Below are 16,117 nucleotides of genomic sequence, written 5' to 3'. Positions count from 1 at the left end.
ATCAACAGCAGCATCTAGGACTCATGTTAGTTAATCGGAGCTAACAAAAACATAGTGAGGGAGTTATGATTAAGAAAAAAGATAATAGTCTATTTCGTAAACTAATGATTGGCTTGGTCTCGACTTTAGGGATTTTTGTTCTATTCATGGGTACCAGTATCGCATCGGCTGATGCAAAAGGGGCCTCTCAGGTTAATTCGGACACCAATCAGACTAAGACGAAACTGCTTAGTGATGAGGCAGAAAGCAAACATGAAGCTTCTACTCAAGATAGCAAGGGTCAGGAGTCTCCTAGTCAACCAGAACAAGATAAGGAAGCTGATAAGCCATCTAGTGAGGAAGCACCTGACTATATTGTTATTACAGAAGTAGTGGATTCATCAGAGCAAAAGCAGGATGAAAATCAAGTTGTTGAAGGAGCAGCTCAATCTAGCGACTCAAACTTATTGGATGAGATTTTGGCTCAGACGAGTGAAGTTGGTGAATATAAAATTTATGTGAAGAATGATGATGAGCTATTAATCTCTGGACCTGTGCCTTCAAAAACGGTGAATGATGATGTGAATTATCCTACTTTGGAAAGCTCATTAGATTCAGCTAGCATTTACTTAGGTCAAAAGAATCGTTCTAAAGAAGCAAACGAAGAAGATGCTCAGTCAGGCCTTGGTCTGGTTGAGGAGTGACAGTTTTAATTAATGACGACAAAAAGACTTGGACGTGATTTGTCCAAGCCTTTTGTTTTATGATTGATTTGCGAAATAAGTGCATAGAAAAAGGAATTGCAAGATTCCTTTAAATTCTTTAGAATGGCAATTTACCTGCAAAGGCACCCATTGATTTTTTAGTCGCTTCGTCAATTTGTCCGAGAGCATCATTAAGGGCTTGAACAGTCATATCTTGGAGTGTTTCTACATCATCAGGGTCCACAACAGCATCAGCAAAAGTGATGTTGACCACTTTTTTGTCACCAGTTAATTCAGCAACGACTAAGTCTTGGGCTGATTTTCCAGTGAAAGTTGTAGCAGCCAACTCAGCTTGGCTTTTTTCCATTTGTTTCTGAAGCTTTTGAGCTTGCTTCATCATGTTTTGCATGTTCATCATAATATTTTTCAGATTCCTTTCATATCAAGGGTTTAGCCCCTGTTTGTTAAAATTTGATGCCTTATTTTGCCTAATAGAAGAGGCAGTCAAAACCTCAACTATTATACCATGTTTGGCTTGATTGACAAAGTAAGGAGGCATACTGAAGAGAATCTGGCATTATAGGTGCACTCAGTCTGTTTAGAACAAAGTTATCAAGAGGTTTTAGCAAAAAACTATTGGACCAATTACAAAAGAAAGAAATTTTTAAATTGTAAGACTTGTGATAAATAATGTACAATGGTTTATTGTCAATCCAGTCAACATTTGATTGGAGATAGAAAAAGAAAGAGAAGACAGGAATGCAAAAAAGAATTATTTTAGGGCTTTTTGTGGGACTACTTACAGTCTTGTGTATGAGTCTCTATACTTATTGTAATTTAAAATTTAACTCTGTTTATTATGCTCAGCACATCCCTCATAAGGAGGGGACAGGCCGGACATTGTTATGTTGATGGAGAATAATGGCTGGATTTATACACCGGAGATTGATAGTATTCGATACGACGATGATAGAACAAACGCTATTATAAATGATAAATTGTAAAATATAGTGCAACAAAACAAGTGTTATACCAGTACATTAAGGATAATAATATCTCATTATTGAATTATAGTTTCAATTATTTTTTCAGTATTGTATCCAAAAGTACCAAATTCAAGTGATTAGTCACCACTTTTCTAACCATAAGATAGAAGGTTTGACAGTAGTTGATGAACTAGGTACTAGTTTCTCTTATGAAAGAGATGATCTAAAAGTAAAACAGAGTTTTACACTCTGCCATGAATTAGGTCATTTTATTCTTAAACATGAAGGAAATTATTTTGCAGAATTGATTGATAATCAAGAGAACTTGCTAGAGCGAGAAGCAAATATCTTTTCTGCAGTGGTATTGATGCCAGATATTGTTCTTTTATCAAAAATATACTATAGTTGCAAGACCTTACATCAAGTACAAAATAGTCTCGAAGTTTCAAAACAGGCTTTATTTTTTCGTCTTTTAGACTTTCTACGGGAATATTATCTTGGTAAAGATAGTGAAATCAAACAAGCAGTTGAGACCTATATTGAAGGGAAGAACAGTTCTATTTTTCGGTTGTTTCATGATATTAGAGAACAAATTATCGAGGAGTTCCATCAGTTTCAACCTTCTCTTATAAACCAGGTTAAGCAGAGAGTTAGAAAAGTAGGGTTTACAACGAGTCTAGAATACCCAGATTTATTAAATCAAGATAACTGGAAAGCAATCAAGGAAGAAAGTATTAATTTAAAAACCTGGCTTATTTATAATAAAGGAAAGTCAATTGCTTATGTTTGGGATAAAGAACGATTCTCAGATGAAGAGGCAAAGAAAAAAGCAGAATTACAGTTACTATTAATGTGAGGAGAACTTATGTATCAACCAGATAAATTAAAAGCTCGTAGAAAAGAGCTAAAAATGACTCAAAAAGACATTGCAGATCAATTAGGAATTAGCTATCAAGCCTATTCAGCATGGGAGCGAGGAGTAAAAGAACCATCCGAGGAGAAAGTACAACGATTAGAACAAATACTAAGAGTACCAAAAGGTTACTTTACAGAAATTGAAATTGTTCGTCTGTATAATACATTGTCGAATAAAGGTAAAAATCAAGTAGTAGAATATGCTCGTGACTTGGTACAAAAAGAGAAAATTCAACAAGTAATATCAGTTTCAGAAAATCTCTATGAGTACCATGTATACGAAAAAATGTCTGCTGGTATTGGTGCATCCGTTTATGACAATCGCAACTACGACACTGTTTATTTCAATGAAGAACTAGCTCATGATTTTGCCTCATGGGTTTCAGAAGATTCAATGGAACCCAAATATCATAACGATTCAGTAGCTCTTATCCGTGAAACAGGTTTTGATTATGATGGGGCAGTCTATGCGGTAGTGTGGAACTCTCAGACCTTTATCAAGAAAGTCTACCGTGAGAAAGAGGGGCTACGCCTAGTTTCTATTAACAAGGCTTATAAGGACATCTATATTCCTTATGATGAAAACCCTCGTATTGTGGGTAAAATTGTAGGAGACTTTATGCCATTAGAGGTGTAAGTTAGGAGAATACCATGGGAATGACGTATAAAGCAAAATTAGAAAAAGCTAAAATGAGGAATATCACTATCCCCTCAGAAATTTTGGGAAAAGATATTGTGGGAGTATATAAGTTTTTTGCCATTTTAGAAGATGAAAAAGTCTGTTTTTATATTGGAAAATCAACTAATATCAGAGAACGATTGTTGTCTTCAAACGGCCATATTCATTTGTTTTTTAAAGAATCAGATAAGTTAGTACCATCTGAAATTAAATATTATCTTGATCAAAATTATGAGATTTTAGTTGAAATAGAAGAGGTTGATTACTTCGATACGGACTTTAGCAGAGCATCTCATCGACTTTCTTTGGCTGAAATAACTGAAATTGTTAAATATCAAAGTATGGGACAATGTTTGAAGCAATTACCAGAAGGCATAGGAAAAGGTGAAAGGGAATATTGGGAAAACAACTATAAAAGAGATAGATAATGGGCTATTTTGATTGTTCACGGGAACCAAAATCTGATATTGCTTTTGCGGATATGAGATCTTTCTATACTAGTGTTGAGTGTGTGGAACGTGGATTGCATCCTTTAAGGACCTCGCTTTGTGTGATGATTAGAGCAGATAATCCAAACGGATTTATCTTAGCTTCCTCTCCAATGTTCAAGAAAGTCTTTTGAGCACCACAAGAGGCGAAGTCACAAACTCCGCCTCCTTCTACATATTTTATTTGAAATATCAAGACTTATGCTTGATAAAGCTAGAAAACTTACCCTTTTCTAGCAAGAATATCTGATACTTTATAGAATCCTGGGGAATATGTCCGACCAAATAGTTTTTTCGTCAAGGTATTAAACGTATAATGGTCATCTAAAATCAAGACTTCGTCATACGTTTTTAAGAGTGCAATAAAGTCATCGTCTGTTAAATTGGAATTATCTCTAGTATCGATATTTTTATTGCTGAGGTAATAACTTGTTGCGCTGTCGCTGTATGATGCCATTAAATCTAAAAATTTTTGGTCAACCGACACAAAATTTTCTCTGGCATCAACATTGACATCCCACAGATAATAACGACTAGCATATTGGGCAAAATAATTATCTACATTCTTCTTATCTGCTGTTACAACCAAAATTCTATCCGTTGACGAATTACTCTGACTTCCAGTAAACTGACGAATTTCTTTTGCGACCTCGTTTGTTTCCTGATTGTTATTGTAAACAATGCCATTATTTTCTGACAAGAACATTCCAATGGCATAAACTGTCAAAACAAGGCTCGCGTATTGGTACAAGCGTTTATTAAATAAGCTCTTGTAAGACCTAGCATTACGTTTACTAATGATTTTTTCATACAGGCCCTTGTCCATTACCCATGCTAAAGCCATGGTCAAACAACCAAAAGCAAAGATAACGATGCTCGAAGCATAGCGCTCAAATCCTGCTAATTCTAACGCTTCATCAGTCGGCATTGCTGTCAGATACATGAGTAAAATGCCAATATAGTAAGTCACAATCGAAATATCAACAAATCCCCAAGTCAACAAGACAAATTTCTTATATTTCAAACGAATGCCAATCACAATAAAGGCAATCAGCATAATCAGATTGATTATCAAAATTCCATTGCTTGCCAAACTGTCAAACGTAAACACCGATTTGACAAAAAGAGTGATAATTTTTTGTGGGACGCCTGACAGATTTCCAGTCAATACCTGACCAAGTTCTGACATGGACACCGCATGCTTGGCACTTGAGGCATTTGGGAAATTATCCGTTACATGCTTTTGCCAAATAACAAAAGGAAGACAGCTGACTAGCAAGGTCATTATGAGCAGCACTAGTGCTTTTAAACGTGCTCTTTTACGAACAAGTAAACGCACAATACAAACCACATAAACTACTAAAACGAGAGCGACAAAGAAAAATCCACTTACTTTGACGATACTTAATAATCCAAGAATTACCGCCGTATTTAGCGACAAAAACCAGAAACGATTACGATAGACAAAACAACCTGCTATGGCTGCCAAGGCCAAGGCCGGAAGCAGAAAATCAACCAGCAAATTATTTAATCGAATAGCAACGTTGAACGTATTAAAAACAGCAAACGAAGCAAAAATCATGCTAACCATTAAGACACGTCGATCATCACGAAGTGCCGCAAACATGGCATAAAGACTGGAAGCAATCAAGAAGAATTGCCCGACCAACATACTACCTTCTGAAAAGCCTACGATAGTCGTGAAAAAATAAATGAAAAGTGAACTTCCAACAGGATAGGTATAATAACTAATAATCGTATCCTGCTGTGTTGGCAAAGCATTATTGATATGGAAAAATTTTACAATCGTTGCCCAATGCGTAAAATTATCATAATGTAAAAGCGGTGAATGCCAGAGCGTTATTCCAAACAAAAGCAAATAAGCCATCATTCCAAGCGCAATATAATCAAGTCTCCTAAAGCGATATTTCTTTTTCCATACCGCCCAAAGATAATAAAGACTCAAAAGACAGCCCAAAACAGAAATGGCATACACGGTCTGCAACATAAAGCCTAACAAACTACCAAGGTACAATACCAATGTAATGACTGAAAATGTAAACACCCATGTCAGACGGCGATTCATCTTCACAGTATTACGGAAAAAGGCATTGTACCCCATGGTAATCACAAAGAACAACAGTAATCTAGCAATACTAATCATACTCTCCCTCTCCATTCATTTGCTAAGGCTTTAAAAGCAGGTAAGCTATCCAAATCCGCTAAATTGGTAACTCGATAAAGCGATTCGTCTCTATCAGTATCATAGGACACAAAAGTCAACTGAATTGGCAAATCTTTGTAGGTAAATGCGACATTCGGTTCTTTTTTAGGATTTGTCAATTTTCCAGAAAATGTCATGTAATAATAATCTGTCTTTCTAAGCTGGCATTTTTTTCCAGCAACCTGAACCTCTTCATTGACACGAACTTTCGGAAAAGCTACTTGGTCATAGGCTGAAACAGGACGTTCATTATTTTGGAAACGTTGACTAAAGTTCTCAAATAAATCATCCCATGTTGTCATCCAAGGGTCTTTTTTCTTCGGAAGATTGTGATTAATGCGGTCATAAATGTACTGATAAAATTCGCGCTTATCAGCTTCAGGAACTTCTGAAAATTGAACGCCGTAGCGCCAACCATTATCAATCGCAAAAACACGAACAACATGACCTTTTACCCTCGCATGGTAATCACGTGATTGCAAATTAAGCGTCAGTTCTTTTTCTTTCGGCAAATACAATGGTAAATCCGTATAGAATGAAATCCCCGTTTCTGAAATATCACAGACTCTCACTTGGTAAGAATCATCATCAACCTCAATAACCATAGCTTCATCAACAGTAAAACGCTCACTTGAGCGATAAATCGGACGACCAAGCGCACAGAAAATCGCAAAGGTCAAATTGATGATATGATAAATCAACCAAAAACTGATAATACTTCCATAAAAAAGCTCTGAACCAAATTTTCCATAGTTAAAAGTCACCAAACCATAAACGGCTAATACCCATAAAACAAGATAAGGAATCGCATAAAGGTACAACGTCCACGACGTATAATTTCCCTTACGTGTCACCTTAAATTTTGTATTGCTAATGCCAAAGGACTCCAACATCATGGGAATAAACAAATACGGAGCAAAAATCGTTTCCACAATTTCTCCCCAAACCTGTGTTTGGTATTGTTTTGAGACTTCTCGCATTGACAAGCGTGTCAAGGCGAAACTTGGCAACCAGAATAGGAACAGTAGCCAGATATTTGACACCACCACACGCACATGGAAAACCGTATATAAAATCGGTGCCAAGATAAACAATAACCGTCTAAAGAAAGACCACCAATAAAGATAGCCATTAATATAAACAATTCTTTGCCCCATTGTCAATTTGGGATTAAAGAAGATATTCATATTGTAGCTACTGCGAATAACGCCACGTCCCCAGCGCACGCGCTGTTTGATGACACTCTTCAAATCTGTTGGCGTTAACCCGCTAGCCATTGGACTTTTCGTCGAATAATTTACATAACCAGCCGCATTTATCCGAACACCTAGCTCGAAATCCTCCGTAATGGTATCTGTCGGAAAACCACCAACATCTTCAATCGCCTTGCGGAAAATAAGCGTATTAGACCCCGTATAAAGCGCTGCACCGTGCGAATTATTGAAAACATTAATTTCTTTGGAAAAGAAATCTTGTTCGTTTGGTAAGGTTGATTCTGAAAACAAGTTAAATTGGAAAATATCAGCATTGTAAAAACTTTGTGGCGTTTGAATCAAACCAACTTTTGACTTATCATAATCGTCACCATTTTCATAAGCCTCAACTTGTTCAACAAAATAAGGCACAGTTTCCAACAGGAATTCACGATAAGGAATCATATCCGCATCAAATGTCGCCACCAAAGGTGATGACGTCTGACGTAAAGCATTATTGTAGTTTCCTGATTTGGCATCTTTATTATCCGCCAAACCAAAATAACCAACACCAAGCTCATCAGCCAATTTGGCAACTTCTAGACGATTGGTATCATCACAGACGTAGATATGCACCTTAGACTTATCAGGATATTCCATAAAAGTGCAGGCATTAATCGTCTTATAAAGCAACTCTGGATCCTCATTATGCGTTGCAATCAAAACATCCACATCTGGGTAACGCTCCTTAGCAATCTCAGGCTTTTCAAGCTCAAAGTCCTTTTGCTTATTCCAAATGAGAATGTAGCCTGTAATGGCTGAAACTACCTCACTTCCCCACAATAAAATCCCAAAGATCAGCGCAAACCATGAATCATGCCACGGAATAGTCGCCACCAAACGCCAAGTTAAATAAAAGGCAGTCGTTACAAATGCAACGAAATAGAGTATCCTCTTACTAGTCTTCATTCTCACCTCCACTAAAAATCAAATGTTTTTGCACAAAATAACTGGCAATGAAAAGTGCACCGTCAACTAAAATCTTCACCAATGAAATTGGCAGCGTCGTCAAGGCATTTCCTAGAACTGTTACCAATAAACTTGAGAAAACAATCTGTACTACCACCAAAGTGAAGTATTTTATCGCACTATTTGATTGACCTCGTTTAAAGACCACCTTATTATTCAAGGTGAAATTAACAACAGATGATATCACACGCGCTAAAATCGAAGCTAACGTTACCGCACTAAAACTCAATCCATTAAACAAAGAAATTAAAATCGTAAAAGCAACAATATCAACCAAGAAGGAAAACAATGATGAAAAAATGTACTTGAAGAAAACCTTGTAAATTCTAATCGAGTCACGAATTACATCAAAATGCGACGACTGATTTTCATCCAAATAAATCGTTGCAATGCCAACTTCACGAATCAGAATATTGTCCTCTTTTGCCTCAAGTAACATATTCATCTCAAAATCATACCGTTCACCCTCCACGGTTAAGAGTTTTGGCAACCATGACATAGGAATCACACGAAGTCCCGTTTGCGTATCAGAAACGTTCACACCTGTCATAGCCCCCAAGACGTCTCTTGTCAATAAATTTCCAAATTTACTACGTAAAGGAACAGATTTTTCAAATGTTCTAACACCCAGCACCAAACTATCAGGATGTTGCAAAAATTCAGCCAAACATTTCATCATGTCTTCGTAGGTGTGTTGACCATCAGAATCAATCGTCACAATTCCTTTGGCATTAGGAAAATTGTCCAAAATATATGAAATAGCCGTTTTTAAAGCACGACCTTTTCCTTTATTATCAGCATGTCTTTGCAAATGACAAGCATAGTTACTCTGCGCTATTGCAAATAACGGTGCAAAATCAGCTCCACTACCGTCATCGACTAGAATAATGTCAAACATTTGATTTTCCTTATCCCGAATATTTTTCAAAAGTTCCAACAAACGGTCATCAGGTTCGTAGGCAGGAATGACAATAACAACATCTTGAAACATCATCGACGTTCTCCTTTTTGACTTTTATTTTCGTACATTTTCTTATCAGCTATTGCAAAAAAATCAACGAAGTTTTTATGTGATTGATAAGAGTTCGTATAAGCACCTAAAGATGCTGTAATCCCCATATCTTTGAGAGTCATTTCTGCTTGAACAAGTTTTATTAAAAATTCAGCTTGATTTTCAGAAACTCCGGGGAGTAAAACCGCAAATTCATCTCCACCTAACCTTGCTATTACAGCACTTTCAGGCATTATCTTCGTTAAAATATCACCAAATTCAATTAGAATCTTATCTCCCGTAGCATGTCCAAAGGTATCATTTGCTTTCTTGAATTTATCCAAATCAGATATAATAACCGTAATTTGTTCTTCTTTACGTGTCAGACATTCCTCAAAAGCAAGCTCAATATATCGTCGATTATGAACCCGTGTTAAAACATCTTCGTATGCCATCCTCTGTATTTCAAGTTCATGAAGTCTCTGCTCTGTAACATCAAGAACAAAACAAGAAACACCAATCACTTTTTGGCGATTGTTATAAATGGGAGAATACATATTTTGCCAGTAAAGCGTTTTGTCGCCTGTCTTAATAGTATCCATAAATATAAATGTTTCACCCTTTTTCGCACGATCAACATTTGCTTTTAAACGCGCAGCATCTTCACTATTAAGATAATTCATTGGAAAGTCACCAATTTTGGGAGTGAAATAAAAGATTTCTTCCATGAGCCGAATATCATTCTTATTAACCGCAATAAAACGATAATCTAAGTCTACAGCATAGACGTTAATAAGTTTCGAACTCTGTAAGATAAAGTGGGATAGCATATGCTGTCCTCGATTAAGGTAAGATGCTAGGGTCCAAAGAACTAGTATTCCTATATAGATTGCTAAAACGATGGGATTATCACGGTCAATCAAAACATCATCATACACTAAGCGCATTAATAACATTAACGCAGCAAAAATACTTAAGTACGTTAACAATCTTTGATACTTGATTAAAAAATCACTTACTTTTCCTAATACCATTACAGCCTCACCATTCTAAGTAGTTTTAATACCTTCAGCATCCAAACTGTCTGTAACAAAACGTCCTGTAATAGTATTAATGGTTTCTTGATGTTTTTTCAACTCAAGAATTAACGGCGCCATCTTAATTGCCTCTGGTCTTGTCCCAAAGACAACCATAATATTTAATTTTCCCATAAGATCCCCCTATGACCTATACGAAATCAATATAATATTGACAAATAAGACTCTACATTATCACTTTATTATCCCCAATAAAAAGGAAAATGAGTTATCCTTTCTCTAAAAGCATTAAAGGGAATGCCCTCGCTATTGGTCTTGTTTTGCAAATGATGTAAAGTAGATAAAGAAAAAGGTCTCAATAAAAAGACTATCATTACGTATAAAATTCAAGAAGTAAGACAAGAAAACTAAGTCATATCATCCAAGGATATCAATGGTTTTGAGCTATTTAGTCTTCTCCCTCGAATTTAAAAATACACTAGTTAATAAATAAAAAAACTGCAGGAGAAAAAACGCTTTGCTAATAAAAGTGTTTTTGAATCCAGCAGTATTGCTAATTTACATATATTTCATAAAAACTTCTCCCCATTTTAAAGAGCGTCCCCTTTACTTACGCTCTACCCCTATCTTACAAATCAAAATATCGGTATGATAACCCTATCCCAATACTATATAGTACCAAGCACCAACACGTAATCGTATAAAACTCTCCCCAAAAGAGTTGAAAGATTACAATCAAGTTGGCTTCAAGTTACTACTACCAATATTCCCTATTCATATAGACGCTATAATTATAACATGTTATTTTTATTTTTCAACCTTTTTTCAATTTTTTATAATTTTAATGTATGTGACAACCATTATAATGAAGTCGTTTGAATTAAACGTTCCTACTTAACAAATACTAATCAAATGATATTTATCTATATTTTAATAAATAATAATTAAACACCCTTTGGCTTTTAAATGGATTTGCATAAAAAAAAATCAGAATTCCTATTAAAATTCTGATTCAGAATGAAGACAAACATCGTTTTTGATGTTTGTCTTTTTTTATATTCACACTTAATTCTCCCATAATCCAATAATATTGAGGTATTTGGATAAAATAACAGGTCTTCCCTACCATCATTTTTACCAATTTTTTGATATTTAGATATGCCAAAGTAAGCCCAACCTTATCTTCCATTTTGGACTTTCCTTTTTCTCTGGTATAACGCAAGTTATGATATTCTTTAGCTGTTCCGAATAAACGTTCTATCGTTTCTTTCCGGTGTTGGTACCGTTCCTTCATCCCACTTTGATGACGGATATCTTCACAGATGTCTAAGGCATCTTTCCAAATATGACGCACAACAACTTTTTGGTGCTGGCGACTTTCAGTACAAATCGCTAACTAGGAGTACCTCATCAAATACCTTTTCTTTTATTATACTCCTTCGAAGCAAGAAAAGTCCCCAGAAGTATAACTTCTGAGGACTTTGTCTTCAATCTGAAAGAGGTATTTTTATACCTCTTTTTGTTCACTCTTTAATTATGCTGTCACTGTCCATTTACTGTCCTATATTGTGTAAAATATATAAAAGTTGTTAAGTTTACTAGTAGTTAAATCCCTTAAAATCAGTATTTATGATGATAACAAGCCTAAAAAATTCTTGGAACAAGTTTTGCATGTTCATCATAATATTTTCTAGATTCCTTTCATACCAAGGGTTTAGCCCCTGTTTGTTAAATATGATGCCTTATTTTGCCTAATAGAAGAGGCAGTCAAAACCTCAACTATTATACCATGTTTGGTTTGATTGACAAAGTAAGGAGAGGTACTGAAGAGAACCTGGCATTATAGGTGCACTCAGTCTGTTTAGAACAAAGTTATCAAGAGGTTTTAGCAAAAAACTATTGGACCAATTACAAAAGAAAGAAATTTTTAAATTGTAAGACTTGTGATGAATAATGTAAAATGGTTTATTGTTAATTCGGTCAAAAATTCGATTGGAGATAGAAAAAGAAAGAGAAGATGACAATGCAAAAAAGAATTATTTTAGGGATTTTTGTGGGACTACTTACAGTCTTGTGTATGAGTCTCTATACTTATTGTAATTTAAAATTTAACTCTGTTTATTATGCTCAGCACATCCCTCATAAGGAGGGAACAGAGCCGGATCTCGTTATGTTGATAGAGAATATGGACTGGATTTATACACCGGAGATTGATGGTATTCGATACGACAATGATGGAACAAACGCTATTATAAATACTAAAAGTAAATCTTTTCTAACAAAATCCTTAGGAAGCTTTTTATATGATAAGGATAATATGACTGTCGGTTTTGACAGTACGTTTAGATTTGATCACGTCAGTTATTTTTCAGAAGAAGCAAAAAGAATTCAAGTTAATGAATCGAAAATTAAACGAGAGATTAGGGAAGATTTTTCCCCAATTATGAAGGTTCAACCAAAACCCTTCATCAATCTTCAATGGTTGTTTAATTTACTTTATCAAAGTAGGTTTAATTAGAAACGCTAATCCTACAGGGTACTTTGGGGTTTATTGGCCTGAAGGACAAAGTGGAAAAAGTATGCGATTTAATGGGCCTATTTCCTTGGGATTTATGACGGCTAACTTTTGAAAACACCTCGTTTTTATGCTACTATGAAAGTTATGAACAGACAGTTACAAGGCTTGACTCAGATGGAGGTCAAGCGGCGGATAGATGCCGGAAAAACAAATCATTTTAAAGCAAAAACTGGCTCCAGTAATTGGGAGATTTTTAGGCGTAATGTCTTTAACTCCTTTAATATGCTCAATTTTGCGATTTTTGTGGCCTTGATTGCTGTGCAGGCCTGGTCCAATCTCTTTTTCTTCGGGATTATTGTGCTTAATGCTTTTACGGGGATGATGACGGAATTGCGTGCCCGTCGCATGATTGATAAGCTCAATCTCATGAATAAGGATCAGATACGTGTGGTTCGTGATGGTCAGGTTTCTGCTATTGATCCTCAAGATATTGTCTTGGATGACCTGATGCTTCTATCTGCGGGTGAACAAGTGCCCAGTGATGCTAAGGTTGTTGATGGAATGGCTGAGCTGAACGAGGCTATGTTGACTGGTGAGAGTGATCTCATTCTCAAAAAGGATGGGAAGGAGCTGCTATCAGGTTCTTACCTTGTGAGCGGTCAGGTCTATGCTAGAGTCATTCATGTAGCTGAGGACAATTACGCCAATAAGCTCATGCTAGAAGCCAAAACGCACAAGCCAATCGTGTCTCGTATCCTCTATAACATGGATAAGATTGCCAAGTTTACAGGAAAGATTGTTATACCGTTTGGTCTGGCTCTCTTTTTCGAGGCTTACATGATTAAGCAACTCTCTCTTCAAGAGTCGGTCGTTACGAGTTCGACAGCGCTTTTGGGTATGTTGCCTAAGGGAATTGCCCTTTTGACCATAACCTCTCTGTTGACGGCTGTCATTAAGCTTGGGATGAAGCATGTCTTGGTGCAGGAGATGTACTCTGTTGAAACTCTAGCGCGTGTGGATGTGCTTTGCCTGGATAAGACAGGGACGATTACGCAAGGAAAGATGACCGTTAAAGGTCTAGAGCTCTTGTCTAAGCGTTTCACAAAGGAGGAGTTGGAAGGTTTGCTGGCGGCTTACATGCAGCATAGCAAGGATAACAACTCAACGGCCCAGGCTATTCGTAATGCCTATGAAGGTCTGGAAAACAACTATCAGGTTGGCGATATTATTCCATTTTCAAGTGATCGTAAATGGGGTGCTATGGTTATTGAAGGGGTTGGAACTCTCTTTTTAGGTGCACCTGAGATGCTACTTAAGGAAAACCCTCAAGCAGTAGAACAGGCGCAGGCACGTGGTTCTCGTGTCTTGATTTTAGCCTTGAGTCAATCGGGTATTGATACAGAGACCATGGTCTTACCTCATGATTTGGAAGCCTTGACCTTGCTTGAAATTGCCGATCCAATTCGTGAAGATGCGGCTGATACATTAGAATACTTGCGTTCGCAGGATGTTACCCTTAAGATTATTTCTGGAGACAATCCAGTAACGGTTTCTCATATTGCCCATCAGGCTGGCTTTGTTGATTATCAAAGTTATATTGACTGTTCTAAGGTCAGTGATGAGGAGTTGGAGGCCTTGGCTGAGGAGACAGCAATCTTTGGACGGGTATCTCCGCATCAGAAGAAGTTGTTAATCCAAACCCTTAATGCTAATGGACATACCACAGCCATGACTGGTGATGGTGTCAATGATATCTTGGCACTGCGTGAAGCGGATTGTTCGATTGTTATGGCAGAGGGAGATCCTGCAACACGTCAGATTGCCAACTTGGTCCTTATGGATTCTGAGTTTAAGGACATTCCTGAAATTCTGTTTGAGGGACGCCGTGTGGTTAATAATATTGCCCACATTGCACCTATTTTCCTCATCAAAACGGTCTATTCCTTCCTTTTGGGGCTTATCTGTATTGCCAGTATTGTTTTTGGAAAGGCAGAGTACCTCTTGGTCTTCCCATTCATTCAGGTTCAGATGACTTTGGCCGGTCAGTTTATTGAGGGTCTTCCACCATTTGTTTTGACCTTCGAGCGTAATATTCGACCTGTTGAGAAACATTTCCTCAGACGTTCGCTCCAGTTGTCTATTCCTAATGCCTTGATGCTGGTTATCAGTGTTCTCATATTCCATCTGTCTCAGGTCTATCTTGGCATGAGCAATACGGACATGCTGACGCTATCGTATTACATGATGGGATCAACGGGTGTTCTTGCTGTTATTCGTGCTTGTATCCCCTTGAATAAGGGGCGTGTGGCCTTGATTATTTACTCAGTCTTTGGCTTCTTGATTAGTTCTTACTATCTAAGTGATGTGATTGAAATTACAACGCTTAATGCGATTACTTTGCCGATTTACTTGGTGGCAATGGCAATATGTACACCGCTTTTCTTCTGGATTAGCTACAAACAAGGTGCCTTTCAAAAAGCATAAAACAGAACTCGAGCTTGGTAACAGGCTTGAGTTTTTTGATGCTGCAGAGTTAGGAATTGTGGGACTTGAAAGGTCAATAAGAGTTCTGGTTAATCTTAAAATGCCAGTTTGACCTATTGAATTGGGCTTAGAGTAGCAATTGTCAAAATTAACAGAAAATTCTTGACATATCTCTAAAAAGGAGTAAAATAGTTAGTATATCAGAAAGTAACTGGTCTTAGATTTTCAGGGAGCCTGCGGTGATTGTGAGTAGGTAATCGAGATGAGCGAACATTGGGCTGATTGGATGATAATGAGAAGGTAATACATATTCTTCTCGGTTGGCACCCCTTACCGTGCAGCTCCTTGTTAGAGGAGATAGAGATGATGGTCGTTTTTTTGGAGACCATTAACTGAGGTGGTACCGTGTTAAACTAGATTTAATGCCCTCACAGAGTTTTTCTCTGTGAGGTTTTTTGTTTATGGTTATCCCTTGAGATTGGACTTACTCACGTTAAAAAAGTGTTATGATCTTTATTCAATGAAAGGTTGGGTATTATGGATGCATTAAGCGATATTCGAAGTGATATTGATAATATTGATAGTCAGTTAATTCGACTACTGGCCCAACGTCAAATACTTGTGGAAAAGGCAGGGCGGCTGAAGCCAAAAGGAGACAAGGTTGCTGTCCAGGCTAGTGATCGAGTTGCTCAAGTCATAGCTAACCGTCGTAAGGAGGCACTAGAGCTTGGCTTATCACCAGATGTGGCTGAAAGTGTTTGGCGAAGCATGATTCAAGCCTTTATTGCTTTGGAAGAAAATGTGAATAAAGAACAATAAATGATTTGATTTTAGACCAATTGAACCAGTAACAGGGTCTTGTATCCGACTTACTATTCTTGATAAACCAG

The 16,117-nt window shown here is 36.9% G+C and carries 12 protein-coding genes and 4 pseudogenes; 9 read left to right on the top strand and 7 right to left on the bottom strand.

Features of this window, described 5'->3' with window-relative positions; all coding sequences use genetic code 11:
* Positions 1-65 precede the first annotated feature (65 nt).
* A complete protein-coding gene (locus HSISS3_RS08990; protein ID WP_042771985.1) occupies positions 66-683 on the top strand; it encodes a hypothetical protein in 618 nt (205 codons plus the stop codon).
* A gap of 118 nt (positions 684-801) precedes the next feature.
* Here the strand turns inward: HSISS3_RS08990 and HSISS3_RS08985 are convergent, their stop codons facing one another.
* Entirely contained in the window at positions 802-1,101 is a 300-nt protein-coding gene (locus tag HSISS3_RS08985; protein ID WP_002884818.1) for a YbaB/EbfC family nucleoid-associated protein, read from the bottom strand.
* 341 nt (positions 1,102-1,442) lie between these two features.
* Between HSISS3_RS08985 and HSISS3_RS12405 the strand changes: the two are divergent.
* The 5 genes and pseudogenes from HSISS3_RS12405 to HSISS3_RS08960 all read left to right on the top strand — a co-directional run.
* A pseudogene (locus HSISS3_RS12405) lies at positions 1,443-1,675 on the top strand (hypothetical protein); the annotation flags it as partial.
* A gap of 5 nt (positions 1,676-1,680) precedes the next feature.
* Positions 1,681-2,525: pseudogene (locus HSISS3_RS08975) on the top strand (ImmA/IrrE family metallo-endopeptidase).
* A gap of 9 nt (positions 2,526-2,534) precedes the next feature.
* A complete protein-coding gene (locus tag HSISS3_RS08970; RefSeq protein ID WP_021152455.1) occupies positions 2,535-3,221 on the top strand; it encodes a helix-turn-helix domain-containing protein in 687 nt (228 codons plus the stop codon).
* Positions 3,222-3,235: 14 nt separating this feature from the next.
* Positions 3,236-3,691 (top strand): hypothetical protein, encoded by a 456-nt coding sequence (locus tag HSISS3_RS08965; protein WP_021152454.1) that lies wholly within the window; start codon positions 3,236-3,238, stop codon positions 3,689-3,691.
* Positions 3,691-3,882 (top strand): annotated as a pseudogene (locus HSISS3_RS08960) (DNA polymerase); the annotation flags it as partial. The gene HSISS3_RS08965 and the pseudogene HSISS3_RS08960, both read left to right, overlap by 1 nt.
* A gap of 92 nt (positions 3,883-3,974) precedes the next feature.
* Here HSISS3_RS08960 and HSISS3_RS08955 read toward each other — a convergent pair.
* The 6 genes and pseudogenes from HSISS3_RS08955 to HSISS3_RS08935 form a co-directional block, all read right to left on the bottom strand.
* Positions 3,975-5,915, bottom strand: coding sequence for a hypothetical protein (locus HSISS3_RS08955; RefSeq protein WP_021152453.1), 1,941 nt, complete (start codon positions 5,913-5,915; stop codon positions 3,975-3,977).
* The gene (locus HSISS3_RS08950; RefSeq protein ID WP_021152452.1) at positions 5,912-8,137 is read right to left on the bottom strand and encodes a glycosyltransferase family 2 protein; all 2,226 of its coding nucleotides are present in this window, start codon (positions 8,135-8,137) and stop codon (positions 5,912-5,914) included. The genes HSISS3_RS08955 and HSISS3_RS08950 overlap by 4 nt, the downstream gene beginning before the upstream one ends.
* Positions 8,127-9,191, bottom strand: a complete 1,065-nt coding sequence (locus tag HSISS3_RS08945) for a bifunctional glycosyltransferase family 2/GtrA family protein (protein WP_021152451.1) — start codon at positions 9,189-9,191, stop codon at positions 8,127-8,129. Before HSISS3_RS08945 ends, HSISS3_RS08950 begins: the two co-directional genes overlap by 11 nt.
* On the bottom strand, positions 9,188-10,222 hold the full coding sequence (locus HSISS3_RS08940; RefSeq protein ID WP_021152450.1) for a sensor domain-containing diguanylate cyclase: 1,035 nt from the start codon (positions 10,220-10,222) through the stop codon (positions 9,188-9,190). The genes HSISS3_RS08945 and HSISS3_RS08940 overlap by 4 nt, the downstream gene beginning before the upstream one ends.
* 15 nt (positions 10,223-10,237) lie before the next feature.
* The gene (locus HSISS3_RS12010) at positions 10,238-10,399 is read right to left on the bottom strand and encodes a UDP-N-acetyl glucosamine 2-epimerase (protein ID WP_008535356.1); all 162 of its coding nucleotides are present in this window, start codon (positions 10,397-10,399) and stop codon (positions 10,238-10,240) included.
* Positions 10,400-11,224: 825 nt separating this feature from the next.
* Positions 11,225-11,621 (bottom strand): annotated as a pseudogene (locus HSISS3_RS08935) (transposase); the annotation flags it as partial.
* A 627-nt stretch (positions 11,622-12,248) separates the two neighbouring features.
* On the opposite strand from HSISS3_RS08935, the gene HSISS3_RS08930 reads away from it, so the two are divergent.
* The 3 genes from HSISS3_RS08930 (at position 12,249) to HSISS3_RS08920 (ending at position 16,046) form a co-directional block, all read left to right on the top strand.
* A complete protein-coding gene (locus HSISS3_RS08930; RefSeq protein ID WP_042771981.1) occupies positions 12,249-12,743 on the top strand; it encodes a hypothetical protein in 495 nt (164 codons plus the stop codon).
* A 144-nt stretch (positions 12,744-12,887) separates the two neighbouring features.
* Positions 12,888-15,227 carry an HAD-IC family P-type ATPase gene (locus HSISS3_RS08925; protein ID WP_021152449.1) on the top strand — a complete coding sequence of 780 codons (2,340 nt, stop codon included), beginning with the start codon at positions 12,888-12,890 and terminating at the stop codon, positions 15,225-15,227.
* A gap of 537 nt (positions 15,228-15,764) precedes the next feature.
* Positions 15,765-16,046 carry a chorismate mutase gene (locus HSISS3_RS08920; RefSeq protein WP_021146340.1) on the top strand — a complete coding sequence of 94 codons (282 nt, stop codon included), beginning with the start codon at positions 15,765-15,767 and terminating at the stop codon, positions 16,044-16,046.
* Positions 16,047-16,117 lie beyond the last annotated feature (71 nt).

The sequence above is a fragment of the Streptococcus sp. HSISS3 genome (assembly GCF_000448605.1).
Taxonomy (GTDB): domain Bacteria; phylum Bacillota; class Bacilli; order Lactobacillales; family Streptococcaceae; genus Streptococcus; species Streptococcus raffinosi.
This window is presented reverse-complemented; position numbering and strand designations above follow the sequence as displayed.

Coding starts and splice junctions, on each gene's coding strand:
- HSISS3_RS08990 (WP_042771985.1), top strand. CDS start 66: ATGATTAAGAAAAAAGATAATAGTCTATTTCGTAAACTAATGATTGGC.
- HSISS3_RS08985 (WP_002884818.1), bottom strand. CDS start 1,101: ATGATGAACATGCAAAACATGATGAAGCAAGCTCAAAAGCTTCAGAAA.
- HSISS3_RS08970 (WP_021152455.1), top strand. CDS start 2,535: ATGTATCAACCAGATAAATTAAAAGCTCGTAGAAAAGAGCTAAAAATG.
- HSISS3_RS08965 (WP_021152454.1), top strand. CDS start 3,236: ATGGGAATGACGTATAAAGCAAAATTAGAAAAAGCTAAAATGAGGAAT.
- HSISS3_RS08955 (WP_021152453.1), bottom strand. CDS start 5,915: ATGATTAGTATTGCTAGATTACTGTTGTTCTTTGTGATTACCATGGGG.
- HSISS3_RS08950 (WP_021152452.1), bottom strand. CDS start 8,137: ATGAAGACTAGTAAGAGGATACTCTATTTCGTTGCATTTGTAACGACT.
- HSISS3_RS08945 (WP_021152451.1), bottom strand. CDS start 9,191: ATGATGTTTCAAGATGTTGTTATTGTCATTCCTGCCTACGAACCTGAT.
- HSISS3_RS08940 (WP_021152450.1), bottom strand. CDS start 10,222: ATGGTATTAGGAAAAGTAAGTGATTTTTTAATCAAGTATCAAAGATTG.
- HSISS3_RS12010 (WP_008535356.1), bottom strand. CDS start 10,399: ATGGGAAAATTAAATATTATGGTTGTCTTTGGGACAAGACCAGAGGCA.
- HSISS3_RS08930 (WP_042771981.1), top strand. CDS start 12,249: ATGCAAAAAAGAATTATTTTAGGGATTTTTGTGGGACTACTTACAGTC.
- HSISS3_RS08925 (WP_021152449.1), top strand. CDS start 12,888: ATGAACAGACAGTTACAAGGCTTGACTCAGATGGAGGTCAAGCGGCGG.
- HSISS3_RS08920 (WP_021146340.1), top strand. CDS start 15,765: ATGGATGCATTAAGCGATATTCGAAGTGATATTGATAATATTGATAGT.